The 17,489-nt window shown below is 55.9% G+C and carries 17 protein-coding genes, 1 tRNA gene and 2 pseudogenes; 16 read left to right on the top strand and 4 right to left on the bottom strand.

Annotated features, from left to right (window positions below):
• Positions 1–361: 361 nt before the first annotated feature.
• The 6 genes and pseudogenes from V476_RS12655 to V476_RS12635 all read left to right on the top strand — a co-directional run bounded on the left by V476_RS12655 (position 362) and on the right by V476_RS12635 (position 4,662).
• Positions 362–934: a DUF6932 family protein gene (locus V476_RS12655; protein ID WP_223886377.1), complete on the top strand. Its 573-nt coding sequence runs from the start codon at positions 362–364 to the stop codon at positions 932–934.
• On the top strand, positions 927–1,829 hold the full coding sequence (locus tag V476_RS12650) for a hypothetical protein (protein ID WP_024959104.1): 903 nt from the start codon (positions 927–929) through the stop codon (positions 1,827–1,829). Before V476_RS12655 ends, V476_RS12650 begins: the two co-directional genes overlap by 8 nt.
• Positions 1,830–2,095: 266 nt before the next feature.
• Positions 2,096–2,374: a lipoprotein gene (locus tag V476_RS12645; RefSeq protein ID WP_003318312.1), complete on the top strand. Its 279-nt coding sequence runs from the start codon at positions 2,096–2,098 to the stop codon at positions 2,372–2,374.
• A 312-nt stretch (positions 2,375–2,686) separates the two neighbouring features.
• Positions 2,687–3,463: pseudogene (locus V476_RS29340) on the top strand (PAS domain-containing protein); the annotation flags it as partial.
• 63 nt (positions 3,464–3,526) lie between these two features.
• On the top strand, positions 3,527–4,033 hold the full coding sequence (locus tag V476_RS29335; protein WP_229636542.1) for a methyl-accepting chemotaxis protein: 507 nt from the start codon (positions 3,527–3,529) through the stop codon (positions 4,031–4,033).
• A gap of 143 nt (positions 4,034–4,176) precedes the next feature.
• Positions 4,177–4,662 carry a hypothetical protein gene (locus V476_RS12635; protein WP_024959102.1) on the top strand — a complete coding sequence of 162 codons (486 nt, stop codon included), beginning with the start codon at positions 4,177–4,179 and terminating at the stop codon, positions 4,660–4,662.
• A gap of 57 nt (positions 4,663–4,719) precedes the next feature.
• On the opposite strand, the gene gabP is transcribed toward V476_RS12635, so the two are convergent.
• Positions 4,720–6,111, bottom strand: coding sequence for a GABA permease (gene gabP, locus V476_RS12630; RefSeq protein ID WP_003427300.1), 1,392 nt, complete (start codon positions 6,109–6,111; stop codon positions 4,720–4,722).
• A gap of 525 nt (positions 6,112–6,636) precedes the next feature.
• Between gabP and V476_RS12625 the strand changes: the two genes are divergently transcribed.
• The 5 genes from V476_RS12625 (at position 6,637) to V476_RS12605 (ending at position 10,908) form a co-directional block, all read left to right on the top strand.
• A complete protein-coding gene (locus V476_RS12625) occupies positions 6,637–7,410 on the top strand; it encodes an ABC transporter ATP-binding protein (RefSeq protein ID WP_003318317.1) in 774 nt (257 codons plus the stop codon).
• Between the two features lie 13 nt (positions 7,411–7,423).
• On the top strand, positions 7,424–8,188 hold the full coding sequence (locus tag V476_RS12620; protein ID WP_003394333.1) for an ABC transporter substrate-binding protein: 765 nt from the start codon (positions 7,424–7,426) through the stop codon (positions 8,186–8,188).
• 65 nt (positions 8,189–8,253) lie between these two features.
• A complete protein-coding gene (locus V476_RS12615; protein ID WP_003318319.1) occupies positions 8,254–8,949 on the top strand; it encodes an ABC transporter permease in 696 nt (231 codons plus the stop codon).
• Positions 8,946–9,635 carry an ABC transporter permease gene (locus V476_RS12610; protein ID WP_003318320.1) on the top strand — a complete coding sequence of 230 codons (690 nt, stop codon included), beginning with the start codon at positions 8,946–8,948 and terminating at the stop codon, positions 9,633–9,635. Before V476_RS12615 ends, V476_RS12610 begins: the two co-directional genes overlap by 4 nt.
• A gap of 1 nt (position 9,636) precedes the next feature.
• Complete coding sequence (locus V476_RS12605; protein WP_024959101.1) at positions 9,637–10,908, top strand: methyltransferase; 1,272 nt, start codon at positions 9,637–9,639, stop codon at positions 10,906–10,908.
• A 296-nt stretch (positions 10,909–11,204) separates the two neighbouring features.
• On the opposite strand, the gene V476_RS12600 is transcribed toward V476_RS12605, so the two are convergent.
• From V476_RS12600 to V476_RS12590, 3 genes are all read right to left on the bottom strand, one after another.
• Positions 11,205–11,531: a DUF6124 family protein gene (locus tag V476_RS12600; protein WP_003318323.1), complete on the bottom strand. Its 327-nt coding sequence runs from the start codon at positions 11,529–11,531 to the stop codon at positions 11,205–11,207.
• A gap of 441 nt (positions 11,532–11,972) precedes the next feature.
• On the bottom strand, positions 11,973–12,998 hold the full coding sequence (locus V476_RS12595) for a J domain-containing protein (protein WP_024959100.1): 1,026 nt from the start codon (positions 12,996–12,998) through the stop codon (positions 11,973–11,975).
• Between the two features lie 411 nt (positions 12,999–13,409).
• Positions 13,410–13,595 (bottom strand): hypothetical protein, encoded by a 186-nt coding sequence (locus tag V476_RS12590; RefSeq protein WP_080278403.1) that lies wholly within the window; start codon positions 13,593–13,595, stop codon positions 13,410–13,412.
• A gap of 161 nt (positions 13,596–13,756) precedes the next feature.
• Between V476_RS12590 and V476_RS12585 the strand changes: the two genes are divergently transcribed.
• The 5 genes and pseudogenes from V476_RS12585 (at position 13,757) to V476_RS28890 (ending at position 17,364) form a co-directional block, all read left to right on the top strand.
• Positions 13,757–13,832 (top strand) — tRNA-Thr (locus V476_RS12585).
• Between the two features lie 114 nt (positions 13,833–13,946).
• On the top strand, positions 13,947–14,780 hold the full coding sequence (locus V476_RS12580) for a hypothetical protein (protein WP_024959098.1): 834 nt from the start codon (positions 13,947–13,949) through the stop codon (positions 14,778–14,780).
• A 198-nt stretch (positions 14,781–14,978) separates the two neighbouring features.
• A pseudogene (locus tag V476_RS28895) lies at positions 14,979–15,435 on the top strand (integrase); the annotation flags it as partial.
• A 20-nt stretch (positions 15,436–15,455) separates the two neighbouring features.
• Positions 15,456–15,656 (top strand): hypothetical protein, encoded by a 201-nt coding sequence (locus V476_RS28185; protein ID WP_146050761.1) that lies wholly within the window; start codon positions 15,456–15,458, stop codon positions 15,654–15,656.
• 889 nt (positions 15,657–16,545) lie between these two features.
• Positions 16,546–17,364, top strand: coding sequence for a nucleoside/nucleotide kinase family protein (locus tag V476_RS28890; protein ID WP_235810979.1), 819 nt, complete (start codon positions 16,546–16,548; stop codon positions 17,362–17,364).
• The last annotated feature ends 125 nt before the right edge of the window (positions 17,365–17,489 follow it).

The raw sequence follows: 17,489 nt of genomic DNA, 5'->3' as shown, positions 1-17,489 counted from the left end.
AAGTTCGGCACACAACCCGTCCAGTGACAAGCTCGACCAACGACGGATGCCAATCATTCAGCACGTAGCTAAATTGCTTAGCACCGGCTGATACCTATGGTCGTTGGGGGCTATGCTCGCTGAAGCAGGTATCTTCTATCCAGCCCTGAAAGTCTGCTGACTCGCGATCGCTCGAAACTTTGCGTACAACGTTTTCGCTTGCTCGCATTTTGCACTGCATGACAGAGTGCCCACATGCACTCCCGAAGGGGACGCCAAGTCATCTAGCGCGCTGAGGGTATCGGCAAACCAACGAAACGGCGGGGGTGAACTGCAATAGACAACGCAGCTGGCTTGCTCGGCTGGACCATGGCACACGGAGGTGAAGTTGATACCACTATGGGATCATCAGGGGGTAATTCCGCCGATCAACGAGCGGAATCCAACATCTTTTGAGCGAGCGCCCTATCCGACAGACGTAAAGCGGTTGATTGATCGCTTCTCGACTACCTTAGAAAGATGCGAGGTGCTTGAGGGCTTCCTGTCTCATCGATCTGAAATCCATCGCATGGGTATCGTTTCGGGCATTCAGTGGCTTAACGGCAGCTTCATGGAGAACGTGGAGATGCTGGAGGGCCGTCCGCCCAATGATATGGATGTTGTAACATTCGCCGATGTGTCAGCCGCCATTCAGCAATCATTGACCGCTGATGATGTTCAAAAGCTGACAGACACAGAATGGATCAAGACATCGTATAGAGTCGATTTTTATATAAATCTGCTCTCTGACCCACCCGAAACACTCATTGAGCTTGCGGCGTACTGGTACAGTATGTGGTCGCACAGAAGATCTCAGCAATGGAAAGGATTTCTGAGCGTGAAACTCGATCCATTGCATGACCAAGCTGCGGCCGACCTTTTGGGGATTCGAAAGCGGGAGCTCCAGAATGAATAGAACTGAATTCACTCACGCACAGGCAGAAATCGGTTTCCTGGACCGCATCGCTCAGAAGCCAGGTCTGAGCAACCTTTCACGCCTTTCGCTGCAAGCCAGGAAGAATCAGGTAGGCGCGAGTCTTCGAGAGCCTGGTCGCGGCGCATTTTCACCCGCTAAAGCGGTGGTTACTTACCGTGGAACTCCAGTCAGAGGAGTACACGGGATGGGTGCTGAGTTCGGGGCCGCAGTAACCGCAAAATTTTCCGATGCCATATCGGCTATCGCAGCCTCTATAAGCGGCGTTCTGAATGACTTTGGGCCAATCCCAAACAAAGCTCAAAACCAGATACTGATCACAGGGACAGCACTGGGCTCATTTGGCTTTGAATTTGAGGAAGCGCCAAGTGTCGACGCGCAACTCACGCTGGAAGGAACTACGCCCGTCTCGCAAGCTTTCGAGCTGGTTGCAGAACTTCTTGAGGCATCCACCAAGGGTGATGAGGAGTTGTCGGAGCCAGCGTCGCGGCTTGGTACAAGGGCTATTGCCACGGTCTCAGAGTATCTGGACAAGCTGATAGCGTACGAAGCCTACTGCTCCGTAACAACCAGAAACCACGTATTTTCCTTCACCAGCGTTGATCAGGTTCGCATTAGCAGATCGCGCCTGAGCGTGGAAAACATCACTGAAACCGATATCGAGTTCAGTGGCGAATTTCTTGGCGCCTTTCCTGCCGAACGTCGTTTCGAGTTCAAAACCCAGGAAGGCACAATTATCCATGGACGGATTGCTGCCGCAATCGAGAACCCGGCAATAATTAACACCCGGCTAAATCAGACATTCACTATTGGCGTAAGCGCGAGAACAGTGGGAAATGGCAGGCCGAGATACACAATTTCCAAACTTCCTTGGTAAATACTGGCCCAGCCTGCAGCTGGGCTTTTCATTTCTCCCTCCCTGATCCGATCCTTGGATATCGACCTGCCGAGGTCATATACAGTCAATCTGCGAAGAAAGGTATCAATCCGAATCGCTTCCAGATAGCGCTCGGCCACAGGTGCGAAACGATGCTCCGAGCCTCTCAAGACCAGCCATCCAGAGCCCTGCCACCCCCATCCCATTGAACTAATTTTCCCTGCCCACCCTCGAAGCCTTACATTTGCTTCCACAAGGAAAATTCCGTGCTCAAGTTAACCGCCTCCGCCCTCATCCTCGCCGCCACTCTGGGTCTGGCTGCCTGCGACAGCAAATCCGAACAGAAGGCACAGGACGCTCAGGCGCATCAGGAGAAATCCCAGGAGAAGATGGAGTCTGCTCAGGACAAAGTGAACGAAGCGGCCAAAGAGAACACCGAAGCGGCCAAGGATAAAGCCGAGTCCAAGGAAGCGGCTGCTGAAGAGTCGAAGACCTTCGTGCCGACGTCCGAAGTGACCAACACCATTCAGCCTGAAAAAAAGTAAAACAGTGAAAACTCTTCACAAAGTTTTCACAGCGGCCGCGTCATTGTAGAGCTGCTCCCAAGTGTGAATCCTTAAGCCCGCTCCCCCATCGCGGGCTTTTCTTTGTCCGGAATTTGGCGGGCAAACCACCTCCGCATTAGCCCCGAACTCATTGCCGAATGCTTTTCCTGGCAAATCAGACCTGCGCGTCTTCTGGCGTCAAAAAAAATACTTGATTTATTTTTTCGATTGTAGCAACGCACATTCATGCTGCAGCCTTTCGAGTCGATAGCCTCATCACAGTAAGTCCGCAAATACACCAAGGGGCACGTTATGTTCGGAAATAAGAACAAAGCTGAGCTGACGGCCATGAAGGCCCAGGTAGATGGACTCAACGGACTGACAAGCGCGCTGGAAAAATCGATGGCGGTGGTCGAACTGAGCCTCGATGGCAAGATCCTGCGGGCCAACGATAACTTCCTCGCGGCGATGGGCTATCGGGCCGAAGAACTGACAACCAAGACGCATCGCGACTTCTGCGAACCGGAAATGCTCCGCAGCCGCGAGTACGCTGATCTCTGGGCGTCCTTGAAGGCCGGGAAATTCATCTCGGGCACCTTCAAGCGCGTCGGCAAGAATGGCCACAGCGTCTGGCTCGAAGCCAGCTACAACCCGGTAATCGATGCGCAGGGCAACGTAGTCAAGGTGGTCAAGTACGCCCTTGACGTCACCGCACGCGTGATGCTGGAGAACGAGACCAACAGCAAGCTCGCCGCTGTCGACCGGGCGATGGCTATCTGCGAATTCGAACCCAACGGCAATGTGATCACCGCCAACAACAACTTCCTGAACGTCATGGGTTATGCGCTGACCGAGATCAAGGGTAAGCACCATCGATCGTTCTGTGAGCCGACACTGGTCAACAGCCCGGAATACGCCGAGTTCTGGCGCAAACTGAACCACGGCGAGTTCATCGGTGACCAGTTCAAACGTATCGGCAAACATGGCCGGGTCGTCTGGCTGGAAGCAACCTATAACCCGGTTTTTGATGTCGACGGCAAACTCTACAAAATCGTCAAGTTCGCCAGCGACATTACCCAGCGCGTCGAAAAACAGGAAGCGGACGCGCACGGTGCGTCGCGCGCTTACCATATCTCGGCAGAAACCGAGAAAGTGGCCGAACAGGGAACCCTGGTCATTCAGGACACGGCGCGGGAGATGCGTCAGATCTCCGAAAACATCGGTGCATCGGCGAAGCTGGTGAGTCAGCTGGGCGATCGCTCCGAGCAGATCACCGCCATCGTCAACACCATTCGTGGCATTGCCGATCAGACCAACCTGCTGGCGCTCAACGCAGCCATCGAAGCGGCACGGGCGGGCGATCAGGGCCGCGGATTTGCCGTGGTGGCCGACGAAGTCAGGCAACTGGCGGGACGTACCAGTGGCTCGACCACCGAAATTGCCGAAATGATTGGCAAGATCCTCGCCGAAACACGCGAAGCCGTGGCGAGCATGGACGCCACGCAGGAAGGAGCCATTCGCGGTGTGACACTGGCAGATCAGGCTGGGCAGGTCATTGTGCAGATCCGCGATGGCGCAAGCGATGCGGTCGAAGCCGTTAGCATGTTCGCCAACCGCATGGATGAAGCCGAAGCGTTCGCAAAGCCGGGTAAGCGGTGACGCGCCGGTAATACCCCGCAAATCAAAAACCCGCACGTTGCGGGTTTTTTATCGACCGCTGATTACTGCACAAACCTTGGTTATCAGGCCCGTCTGCGCTTCAATAGCGGCCATTGCACCCCACGCCAGCCAAAGGACCGCTCATGGCCTCGCCAGACAAGCAGCAAAAACGTGCCAAGCGCGCAAAGATCAAGGCCAAGCAGAATCGCTCGGGCAAGGCTGCAACCAGCCTGGTTCATCCGGTGTTTGCCTCGGCGCTGGTCAACCAGCCGTTCGACGACGTCGAACTCGATCTCAATACCTTCGACTTCAGCGACATTGTCGAGAACGGTTTTGACCCGGCCGACTACGACGACCTTTTCACTACCATGAAGCAAGCGGAGGCCATCAGCCAGCTCGCGCTGTGCGTCGTCTTCCTGCAGTACCCGGTGCTGGCACTGGTGATTTCCGAAGAGGACGAAGACCCGGCCACGGACTTCATGATGGGCCTGCTCATCGTGTACCGCGCCATGTACCACGATGAAGACGAAGACAGCGCAATCGAGTGGATCGAAAGCCCTGCCTTCCAGAAGGATTACACCCTGGCGTCCGACCTGCTGACGAAGAGAGACACCAGAGCCGCACGCTGATGGAAGCTCGTGCCAATGCGTGGCATTGGCACGAACGTCACCCGATCAAGGGCGCGATCAACCCAGCGCAGCAGCGCCTACGCGACCGGCCTTGCGGCGACGCGATACGATCAGGCCAGCGCTGATCACCAACAGGCTGAGCACGCCGGTGGCGATGATTTCGAGGCGATGCTCTTCCTGCAGCAGCATGATGGTCAGCACCGCGACGATGAACGCGATCACGGCCCAGGTCAGCCATGGGAACAACCACATCTTGAAGTCGATGGCCTCGCGCGCAGCAATGCGCTTCTGGCGCATACGCAGTTGCGACACTGCGATTACCAAGTACACCAGCAGTGCGATGGCACCGGAGCTGGCGAGCAGGAAGTCAAACACGGCCGCAGGCGCAATGTAGTTGGCGAACACGGTCAGGAACGCCGCCGCAGTCGACATGATCACCGCCCAGTGAGGCGTACCGCCCTTGCTGGTGCGTTTGGACAGCGCCGGAGCATCGCCGCGCTTGCCCAGCGAGAACAACATGCGCGAAGCGGTGTACAGGGCCGAGTTCAGGCAACTGGTCACAGCGACCAGGACCACCAGGTCGACAATCAGCTTGGCGTTCGGAATGCCCATTGCATCGAGCACAGTCTGATACGAGCCCACTTCGGCCAGGCGCGGGTCGTTCCACGGCACCAGCGACACAACGATGAAGATCGAAACCAGATAGAACAGGAAGATCCGCCAGATCACCGAGTTGGTGGCCTTGGTGATCTGCTTGCCAGGGTTCTTGGACTCGGCCGCTGCGATGGTTACGATCTCGGTGCCCATGAACGAGAACATGGTGGTCAGCATTGCTGCCAGCACCGCACCCATACCGTTTGGCAGGAAGCCGCCGGAGTCGAACAGATGGCTGACACCGCTGACGTTGCTGGTGGGCAGCAGACCGAAGATCGCCGCAACACCCAGCACCACGAAGGCGATAATCGCCACGACCTTGATCAGCGCGAACCAGAACTCGAATTCACCGTAGTTCTTTACGCTGAACAGGTTGGTCGCCGTCAGCAGCAAAGTGATGACCAGCGTGAACATCCAGATCGCGATGTTGGGGAACCAGGCGTGAAGGATAGTTGCAGCAGCGTTGGCCTCCAGCGGGATGACCAGCACCCAGAACCACCAGTACAGCCAGCCGATGGTGAACCCGGCCCAGTGACCGATAGCGCGGTCGGCATAGGTTGAAAACGAACCGGTGTCCGGCGAGGCAACGGCCATTTCGGCCAGCATACGCATCACCAGCACCACCAGCGTACCCGCAGCGGCATACGCCAGCAGCACGGCAGGCCCGGCTTCGGCAATCGCGTGGCCGGAGCCGACGAACAACCCGGCGCCAATCACGCCAGCAATCGACAGCATCGTAATGTGTCGAGGTTTCAGCCCTTGTTCGAGCTCGGAAGAGTTAGCGGTACTGCTCATAAAACCACCTGTGCAAGACGAGCGAGGCACACCGGAGCGTTACGTAAAAAGAAACCTACGGTGCCGTTCTTTATATTTGACGCAAGAATTGCGCCAAAATATTTCGAAAACGACGTCGCTTAGAGAATACGAGGCCTGTGGCTTGACCCGTGAAGCATGCAAGACGATGGCTTTTATACGCAGTCTGTAGGATTTGTTACCAAACGCCTCAGATTCGTCTCTATGCACGCACCAAAAATGCCCCAAACCTTCTTCTAAGCGCGAACATGGTGCAGAAATCAGACCGCCGCTCAGCAAATGCTACTTCCAACACCCGGCCAAAGCTGGCAACATCGCGCCTTTTTCGCGCACGTCCCCGTTTTACAGGGCACCGTGCTTGCCTTCTTGCGACCGTCCGCTGCCCGGATGAGACAACCCGTCGAGCGCCTCCACGCTGGACACAATACGTCGATGGTTGTCCTTTAAACGCTGTGCTAGCTTGGCGTTCGCTGGCAGCCAGCGCGCACACTTCAATGAGGACCCCACATGGCCGAGGCCACGCCCGCCCTGGAAATCCGCAACCTGCACAAGCGCTACGATCAGCTGGAGGTGCTCAAAGGCATCTCGCTGACGGCTCGTGACGGCGACGTCATATCGATCCTCGGCTCCTCCGGTTCCGGCAAGTCCACTCTGCTGCGCTGCATCAACCTGCTGGAGAACCCGCATCAGGGCCAGATCCTGGTGGCCGGCGAAGAGTTGAAGCTCAAGGCTGCGCGCAACGGCGACCTGATTGCCGCCGATAACCGGCAGATCAATCGCCTGCGCAGCCAGATCGGCTTCGTGTTCCAGAATTTCAACCTGTGGCCGCACATGAGCGTGCTCGATAACATCATAGAAGCCCCGCGTCGCGTCCTCGGTCAGAGCAAGGCCGAAGCCATCGCGGTGGCTGAAGAGCTGCTGGCCAAGGTAGGTATCGCCGACAAGCGCCATGCCTACCCCGCACAACTTTCCGGCGGACAGCAGCAACGCGCCGCCATTGCGCGTACGCTGGCCATGCAGCCAAAGGTTATCCTGTTCGACGAGCCGACCTCGGCCCTCGACCCGGAGATGGTTCAGGAAGTACTCGGCGTCATCCGCGCACTGGCTGAAGAAGGTCGGACCATGCTGCTGGTGACCCACGAAATGAATTTTGCACGTCAGGTATCAAGTGAAGTGGTGTTTTTGCATCAGGGAATGGTCGAAGAACAGGGCACACCGCAGCAAGTATTCGAAAACCCGCTGTCGGCAAGGTGCAAACAATTCATGTCGAGTCACCGCTAACGGAGCAACACCCATGCAGTCGTACAAAAAGATCTTGCTGATCGCAGCGGCCACCCTTGCCTTCAGCGGCAGTGCCTTTGCTGAAAAAATGAAAATGGGCATCGAAGGTGCTTACCCGCCGTTCAACAACAAGGACGCGAGTGGCCAGGTGGTGGGCTTCGACTATGAAATCGGCCAGGCCCTGTGCGCCAAGATGAAGGTCGAGTGCGAAGCGGTGACGTCCGACTGGGACGGCATCATCCCGGCGTTGATGGCCAGCAAGTTCGACTTCCTGATCTCGTCGCTGTCGATCACCGAAGAGCGCCAGCAGGTGGTCGATTTCACCAACCCGTATTACTCGAACAAGCTGCAATTCATCGCGCCGAAAACCTCCTCGATTGACGTATCGAGCATTGAAAAGGCCAAAGAGAGCCTTGCCGGCAAGTCGGTGGGTGCACAACGCTCGACACTGGCCGCCACCTGGCTGGAAGACAAGCTCGAGATCATGGACCCCAAACTCTATGACACTCAGGAAAACGCCTTCCTCGACCTGTCCTCCGGTCGCGTCGACGCCATGCTGGCCGACAAATACGTCAGCTTCGAGTGGCTGAAAAGCGAAGCGGGTCAGAACTTCGAGTTCAAGGGCGAGCCTGTCGTGGAAAACGACAAGATCGGCATCGCCGTGCGCAAGGGTGACGATGCCTTGCGCGAACGCCTGAACGTTGCCCTGAAAGAAATCATCGCTGACGGCACCTACAAGAAGATCAACGACAAGTATTTCCCTTTCAGCATCCTCTGATTCACCGACCGCGTCGCCGCCGCTTCCTGTCGAAGCGCGGCGACCGGCCCTGACAAAGCCTGCCCATGAACATTGATCTCCACGGATTCGGCCCGGCCCTTGCGGCTGGCGCGCTGATGACGGTCCAGCTTGCACTCTCGGCCCTGTGCCTGGGGCTGATACTCGGACTGCTCGGCGCCTTGGCCAAGACCTCGCCCTACAAGCCGCTGCAATGGCTGGGCAGTACCTACTCGACCCTGGTGCGCGGCATTCCAGAACTGCTTTGGGTGCTGCTGATTTACTTCGGCACCGTCAACGGCATGCGCGCCTTGGGCAAACTGTTCGACATTCCCGACCTGGCCCTGAGCGCCTTCGCTGCCGGGGTCATCGCCCTGGGCATTTGCTTTGGCGCCTACGCGACCGAAGTGTTTCGCGGCGCGATTCTGGCCATCCCCAAAGGCCACCGCGAAGCCGGGCTGGCGCTGGGCATGTCACGCTCGCGCATCCTCTTCAAACTGGTCCTGCCGCAGATGTGGCGCATCGCCCTGCCCGGCCTGGGCAACCTGTTCATGATTCTGATGAAAGACACCGCGCTGGTCTCGGTGATCGGCCTGGAAGAAATCATGCGCCACGCGCAGATCGCCGTGGGCTTCACCAAGCAAGCGTTCACCTTCTACATGGTCGCGGCCTTCATGTACCTGGGCCTGACCGTGCTGGCCATGGCCGGCATGTACTTCCTTGAAAAACGCGCCAGTCGCGGCTTTCTGAGGAGTGCGTCATGAACTGGGAAGTCATCATCAAGTGGCTGCCACGCTTGGCACAGGGCGCGACCCTGACCCTGGAGCTGGTGGCGATTGCTGTCATCGCCGGGCTGATCCTTGCCATCCCGATGGGCATCGCCCGCGCATCGCGTCATTGGCCGGTGCGCGCCCTGCCCTACGCCTACATCTTTTTCTTCCGTGGCACACCGCTGCTGGTGCAACTGTTTCTGGTCTATTACGGGCTGGCGCAGTTCGAGTCGGTGCGCCAGAGTGCGTTGTGGCCGTACCTGCGTGACCCGTTCTGGTGTGCCGTGGTGACCATGACCCTGCACACCGCCGCCTACATCGCCGAGATCCTGCGTGGCGCCATGCAGGCGGTGCCGCCAGGCGAGGTCGAAGCGGCACGGGCGCTGGGCATGTCGAAATGGAAGGCGCTGTTCTACATCGTCCTGCCACGCGCGGCACGCATCGGTCTGCCGGCCTACAGCAACGAAGTCATTCTGATGCTCAAGGCCAGTGCGCTGGCCAGCACCGTCACCCTGCTGGAACTGACCGGCATGGCGCGCACGATCATCGCCCGCACCTACCTGCCGGTGGAAATCTTCTTCGCCGCCGGCATGTTCTACCTGGTCATGACCTTCGTGCTGGTGCAGGGCTTCCGGCTGCTGGAAAAACTATTGCGTGTAGACGCCAGCCAGGGTCGCTGATATGAAAGGTGCTGGCGTCGATCCAGCCAGCACCTTGCCCCACGAGGCCGCCACCATGCCCTCTGAACCTCCCTTGCAGGATGAACACCTCGACAGCCACTTCGGTGCGCTGGACAGCTTCCTGTTCGCGCATCAGGCCTTGTGGCGGCCCAAGCCGTTCACGCACCTGGCCCTGCCGTGGGAAGACAAATACCCGGACCTCGCGCACTGGCTGCGGCAACGCACGCTGGAACAGGGCGAGGCCGCGCACAACCACCCGGAACACCTCGACGCGCCCTTCCCGTTCAAGCAACTGGCCGCCGAAGCCGTCGCGCTGAGCCACGTCGCCGAACTGCCCGTGCATGCCCTGCAGCCGGTTGAAGCGCGCATGAGTGTCGATGTGCCAGGGCGCAAGTGGCAGCAGATCGAAGCCTTCGCCAGCCATCTGGACATGCGTGACAGCACAACTCACTGGCTGGACTGGTGCGCAGGCAAAGGCCATCTGGGGCGCCGCCTGACCGGGCCCGGCCAGCGTCTGACCTGTCTGGAGCACGACCCGGCGCTGATCGAAGCAGGCCTGGCCCTGAGCACGCGGCAAGGCATCGACGCCAGACATGTGCAGCATGATGTCATGGCCGACGACACGTGGCGCTACCTGCAACCCGAACACACGCCTGTGGCGCTGCATGCCTGCGGCGACCTGCACATTCAGTTGATGGAGCTGGCCAGCCAGACGGGCTGTCGGCGTATGGCGATTGCGCCGTGCTGCTATAACCGCACCCGGCACGACCTTTATCAGGCGCTATCCAGCGATGGCAAGGCGTCCGGCCTGAAGCTGTCGCGAGACGAGCTGGGTCTGCCGCTCAGTGAAACCGTGACGGCTGGCGCACGCGTACGCCGTCAACGCGACATCTCGATGGCCCGCCGCCTGGGCTTCGACCTGCTGCAGCGCCGCCTGCGCGGCATCAATGACTACTTGCCCACACCCTCACTGCCGACATCCTGGCTGGATGCGTCCTACGCGGACTACTGCAATCACCTGGCAAAACTCAAGCATCTGCCTGCACCGGGTCAACAGGACTGGGCCGCCCTGGAAACCGCTGGCTGGAAGAGACTCGCCGAAGTGCGCAATCTGGAACTGGTCCGCGATCTGTTTCGGCGTCCGCTGGAGATGTGGCTGGTGCTGGACAGGGCGATGTATGTGCGTGAGCAAGGTTACAGCGTGAGCGTTGGCACTTTCTGTGACAGCCGGATTACACCGCGCAACCTGCTGATTCTGGCTCGAAAATCGTGACCTAAATCGATTGAGCAACCTGTGGATAAGTCTGTTGATGAAAATGTGGATGAGTGCGTTAAAGCTTGGCGCGCCAGTTACTGAAGCCCCTTATTTTTTTCCGCAATCCTTCCCGTAACCCGCAAAAACAATGCCTTGCGGCTCAAGGCACCCGACTGCACATAATTACCCGGCTGCGCAAATCTTTATCAGCAAATTGTGCATAAAGATTTGGTAAAGGCTCTGGCGCAAGCGTTTTGCGTGGCTCAATCGTGCACATGCAGGCGCTTGTGCACGAGCTGTCCGACGGAAAGATTTCAGACCTCTTCGACACACTCCAGCGAGCGCTCGACCATGACTTTGGCCATTTCCAGCATGTGCATGGAGGCGAACGCCAGATCGCGCTGCGAACCGGTCAGTTCATCACCGAGTTCGTGAGCGGTGGCCGATGCGCAGCGCAGGAAATCCAGCGCGTGCACCAGGGTGGCTTCCAGGCTGATGAAGTCGAACTTGCTGTCGTGGGGTTCCTTGGCCGGTCGGGAGATTGGCAGGTAACACTCCATGGCGCGCTTGACCACAGCCTTGTCAAAGACCGGTGCGCTGCTGGACTGTTTGTTGGGCGGATCGGGGGTTACTTTGACCATGCTTAGCTCTCTCCTCAATGGAACTGCCACTGGGTCGCGACTAAACGAGTGAGGTGGCAGCTGTGCGAAGGTTAGTCGACCGGGAGCTAAGACCGGCGCACCCGAAGGTGCCCTCACGCACAGCCGCCATAGAGTGCAGGAAGAAGACCTGAACAAAACAGCGACGCGATACGCCTTAACTCAAATCCGGGCGACTAAACCCGATCGCTGATAGGCAGCGACGGGCGCAGAGTAGAAGCCCAGACAGAGGGGCGCAAGCGGCCGGGGATTCTCTCGGAAATGTCCTTCAAAAGAAAGAGACGGTGCCTGCAAAAACGCGCCTGAAAGCGTTGCAAAAGGTGAGTTCACAGTACAACGCTTTGGTTCTGGCCGAAGGCCGTAGGAGCGAACTTGTTCGCGAAGACTGAATACGCAGCGCCGCATTCCTGTCATGACTCACTACTAAAACTGATCATCCTTCAACCGCGCAAACGGCACACTGCGGTTCTGCAGCTTGCGCAACGTCAGCTTGTAGGCACTGGACTTGATCTGACTGCCCATCGGCGTCTCCTCCAGCAAAATCCGCCCCGAGGCAAAGGCGCAGCCGGTACTCATCATCTTGTACTTGAGCAGGTACAGCCCCGGGTCCATCTTGGCGAACGTAAACACCGCCCCGGCCGGCACAAACGCATGCCGAAACGCCCTGCGCCCCACCGCATCCGTGACCTTGGCATACACCGCCGACTCGCCCGCCGAGTTATCCACAGTGATCTGCGACCAACCGTTGTCCTTGAGCACCGGCATGTCCTTCACATAGCCCGCCTTGTCCGGCCACGGCGCGCCCATCGGATCAAGCGCCGGCACACCACACTCGGACGCCGCCGCATCCACCGATTTGGCCGGGCTAGCTACAGGCTCCTCGACCGGCGCGGCAGGCGTCGCAGGTGCGGGCTTGACCCACGTCTGCGCAACCGGTGCAGGCTCGGACGGCACAAACGACTTGCCTGCACCCGGGTCGTAGCCCATCCACGCGCCACCCGCGCAGAACACCACAAACAACAGCGCCCAACGCCACGCACTGCGACGACGCTTGTCACGGGAAGGAGATGCCGAAGCATAGGAAGAAGACTTGGGCGCCGGCCCGGAACGAGCCGCCTGAGACGGCGCAGCAGCGGTGGCTGCAGAAGTGGCTGCATACACATGCACCGCCTGCCCACGCGCTGCATGCGCCTGCTTGCGCCGCGCAGCGTCCATACGCGCCTTGTGCTCATTGGCAGCGAGCTGCGCATCATAAGCCGCACGCCGCGAAGGGTCAGCCAACACATCGTGAGACGCGTTGACGACGCCCATCATCTCCGAGGCGTAAGGATCTGGATTCCTGTCCGGGTGCAGCTTCTGCGCCAGCTTGCGATAAGCCTTCTTGATCTGCTCAGGAGAGGCATCGCGAGCGACACTCAGCAGCTCGTAATGCGTAGGCGTTCTCTGCATTGCACTTGCTGTCCATGGCTGACTGCCATTTTCGATACAGATGTATCGGCCAAAAAGCCGGTAGCTCCAGTGCAAATCCGACGCAACAGCAACCAGCCCACAAGAAAATGCCCGAATCCAGAGGATCCGGGCATTTCTTGAAACATCGATGAAGCCTTCGTTGGCATCCAGACGCACATTCATGCGATTCAGACAGCCATCCTCAGCCCCACCCTGCGCAAAGCCAACAGGCCAGGCGCACCTGCAAATATCCTTCAACAACTCTTCAGCGAATGACCAGCCTGCGGCAAACAAAACCCCAAACCCGGTTACGATCCATCGCATCACTCATCAGATAGTCCTTTATCTGCATGGCTGAAAAGCTAACGACCCGTGCTGCTGACTCAGTAGCCTGGGCCGTTGAGAACAAGCCTATGCAAAGCCCTCCTGCCCCGCAACTGCCCAAAAATGGCGGGGTCGGTTCAGCGTCTTCTTAAGCGCCAGATAGCCATCAAGGCTAGACGTATCGGTTTGCAAGGCCAGGTGAAAAATCCAGCGTTCTGTCAGGCACAAGCTCTGCGTGCCAAAGGCAAAATCAACGCCCAAATTCAATGCCATCCGCCCTACCACGCAGACCAATCCGTCCAAACCAACAGAAACGTCCTGCACCACCACCCGCCCACATCCGACCTGGAGCGCCAATGGTCGATTTTTTTCAACTGAATCAGACAGCTAGGCTTTACAAGCGCATCAGACTCTATATACTCGCAGCCCATTACGCCGGTATAGCTCAGTTGGTAGAGCAACTGACTTGTAATCAGTAGGTCCCGGGTTCGACTCCTGGTGCCGGCACCATACAGAACAAAGGCTTGCAGCGATGCAGGCCTTTTGTTTTTATCCAATGCGTAACAACGGACGTAACAAGCGCCTGAGCAGCCTCAAAGTGAGCGTGTCTGGCTAGGTGGAATTATGAAATGGACCTTCGATTGGAAATACTTGCTCGGTACTTTCATAGCAATCGTCCCGCTTGTATTCTCGTTCTACCAGTGGCGAAGTGATCAGCAAGGGCATGACATATCTCTGCGCCTCATCTCTTCATCATCGTTGCAGCCTCTTGCTAAATCCGAAATATATGACGTCAGAATGACCGTTAACGGATCTGAGCTCGTCAATCCGCACTTTTCAATTATTGAATTAACCAACATTGGGTCGAAGCCGATTCTCAGCGCCGACTTTGACACCCCTATCGAATTCACAGGCAAGGACGGGTTGGCATTCATTACAGCCCGAGTCGACCTTACCGATCCAAAAGACATGCCTGTCAAAATGACAGTGGACGCTCAACGCATCTCTATAGCCCCGTTCCTTTTCAATCCAGGCGATAGAGTCCTGGTCTCCACCATCACATCCGGCCCCGACCCCTTCATCAGTGTAAAGGCAAGGATCGCGGGGATACGAAACCTTGCAATCGACTCATCTATCGACTCAGGGAACAAATTCAAGGCTGCATTCGACCTAGGTACAGGCAGCCTATCCCTCGTTATCTACTTTACGTATCCGTGGATCCTTTCAAGACGGCGCGCTCTAGACCGTCGCTTCTTGATCGCATCGGCCCTGTGCTGTGGGGTCGCCGGCTCTCTGTCCATTAAGGTTGGACTGGATGAATTGGAGGTTATCTTCGCAGGAATTAAGGAGTACCGGATGTGGATAAATGGCGCCTTGATGATCGGCGGAATACTGGCTGGCTATCGAGTTGGCCAAATTCTTCGGCGGCGACCTTCTCATCCAGCTAATCAGCCCTAGTGACACACCTACCGAGCGCTAGTGGTCTTCTACGACACGGGCGAAGTAACAAGCGCATTCACGGCGCTCTGCATCAATGCTTATGCGTGGTCTTATAAAGGTGGTCGACCTTCGCAATCATCCGGCGGTAGCACTCCACCTCCAGCACCAAGCGACGGCATTCGGGATGCTGCACCCAAATTCCGCGCAGTTCGGCTTGGGTCTGTAGTCGTCACCCTCACAGACTCCAATGAGCTGGAAGGAGGGATTTTGACCAACAGACGCAAGGGCAGCAGGGACAACATCGTTCGTTGGACGCCGCGCCTGCGGCGCCATGTGGGACAGTGCAAAGGCTTACCAATCACGCACCTGGGAAAAACGCAGGACAACTATTCCGATAGCACCAGATCGACGACCTATCATCGTCGCGAGCCAAGGCGGTACTCTGCGCAAGTCGAGTCTTGATACCGCCTGTCAGCGTTTCATCACACTGGCACTCAAGGACGACGTAATCACGCCCGAGCAGTGTTTCGCGTTGCACGACTTGAAGCGAAGGGGCATCACAGACACCGCCGGCAACCTAGCGGACGAGCAGGAGGCGAGTGGCCACCGTTGCCCGAAGATGATGGACGTCTACGACCACAGCCTGCCCGTGGTTTCCCCTTCTGCGGACTGATTAATAATAGGAAGCAAGGCATGAACCTTGTGGAGCGTTATTTAGAAGGCGTTGTCGAGCCGAACGACATCGGCTGGTATGTCGAAGCATGGCATGCGGGGCTTGGCGGCACCGGCGCAGCTGCACGAGTATCTGGGCTTTTCCTGAGAAGAGTAAGTGGTGTGGTCCACAACTCCATCAGCGCTTCTATCAATCCTCAACGCCCGTGCCGGGACAGTTGACGCGTAACCCTCCCCCCAAGGATCAGGGGCCCCACTTCTCGCGGCCCCGCACACTAAGCAATCCTCGCGTAACAAGCGCACCTGGGTCCGCGTATTTAGCGGGTCCCGGCGCATAAGCACGTAACCCATTGATTCTATTGCTTTAACTACCTTACTTGTAATCAGTAGGTCCATGGGCGACTCTTGGTGCCGACGCCATAAGCAGTAGCAAGAAGGCTAACCAAAAGGTGGGCCTTTTTGTTTGCGCTGTCTCCCTCTGCGATTACCCCACTTAGACTAATTTTAAATCCCTCCTGCGGAGCGAACATCAGCCTCGATCAAGTCAGAGGACTCAGCACAGAATTATCAAACCTTCAAATTCCTCAGGCCGCGGATCTCAAAAATGCGATCCGCTAATTTGCGAAGGCTGCGCTTTTTCCAAACTGCGGGTTCCACCGAAGGACATCGAACCGCAAGACCCATACGAAATTATCGCTCAGACCAATCTGATAATTTTGTCTGGAATCGATCCATCATGCACCTATAGATCATTCATAATATTGATCATGTACAGATGTCTTTAGGCACGCCGCTATGCCACTATACCAACTACGAATAGACACAAAGGGGTCGGATGCATGGAAGGTTACGGAAACAAAGGTAAGGATTCTGAGGTAGTCGGATACGAAATCAGGCTAGGATCAATCGTCGCAGCCTTCAAAGATAGCCGAAATTATATCTATAATGAAATACGGCTTAGCATCGCAATTATTTTCCATTTTCAGCAGTTAGTCCGATGTGACCATGGGCTGAATAGCTATTTAAGTAAATAGAAAGTCTAAAAACTGAAATCAATTTAAAATTTGCAGTGCAACTTAATGACACTCACATCGATGCACACGGAGCTATAATGGTAAATCACAACCGGGAAGTGGTATCTTCACTATTCAAAGAACGTAGCAAATTTGTTGTGATCGGCCTGACAGGTCGCACTGGATCAGGTTGTACTACTGCAGCAAATATTTTAGAAAGCTCTAGCGTAAACTTTCCAGACTCCAATGCAGTCCAATATAAAGGAAAGCCTTTTTTTGAGCGCCTTAACGGAAAACGTTACGAAATCCTCAAAAACTATACAGAACGAAATATTGTTCAATTCTACTCAATAAAAGTTAGCGATTTGATATCAGCCTATTTATTATCAATGGAGTTTCAAGAGCTTTTTCTTTTTATATTGGATACATTAAAGCCTCCTATTGACAGTGCAAAAATTATCGAGACCCTTAATAATGGCATTTATGGAAAAAACAAAATAACAGCAAAGTTCGCACCCATCATGAGCAAGCTATTAGACCATGAAGAGAAATTTGTACTTTTGGATAAAGAAAAAGAAAAGTTTATCTCCTTTTTGAAACTCATGAGAAAATTTACAAACGACTTTAAGAATGATCTGAGAAAAATTGACAACGCACTTTATGTATCATTATATCAATCAGCAGGAAATTCAATAAGAAAAATCGGATGCATTGACAAAGATTACAAATCTGTCGATTTCATGCCCGCTAGCATTTTCCATCTTCCTGAAACTATAAACCGTGTAGTCAAAGGTATCAGAAGCATAAAAGACAAAGCGTTAATAGTTATAGATGCCATCAGAAACCCATATGAAGCTAGGTACTTCAAAGATAGATATTCTGCATTTTACCTAGTATCTATCAATGCGCCTGACTAGGATCGCGCAACTTATCTCCATAGTATTCATAAATTTTCCTCTGACAAGCTTCGTGAAATTGATGATCATGAGTCAGGAAAAACTAAAATAACACACGCAGATTTTATTAGTCAGAATGTTAAGCA

Origin of the sequence: Pseudomonas syringae KCTC 12500 (genome assembly GCF_000507185.2) — a bacterium.
Taxonomy (GTDB): Bacteria; Pseudomonadota; Gammaproteobacteria; order Pseudomonadales; family Pseudomonadaceae; genus Aquipseudomonas; species Aquipseudomonas syringae.
This window is presented reverse-complemented; position numbering and strand designations above follow the sequence as displayed.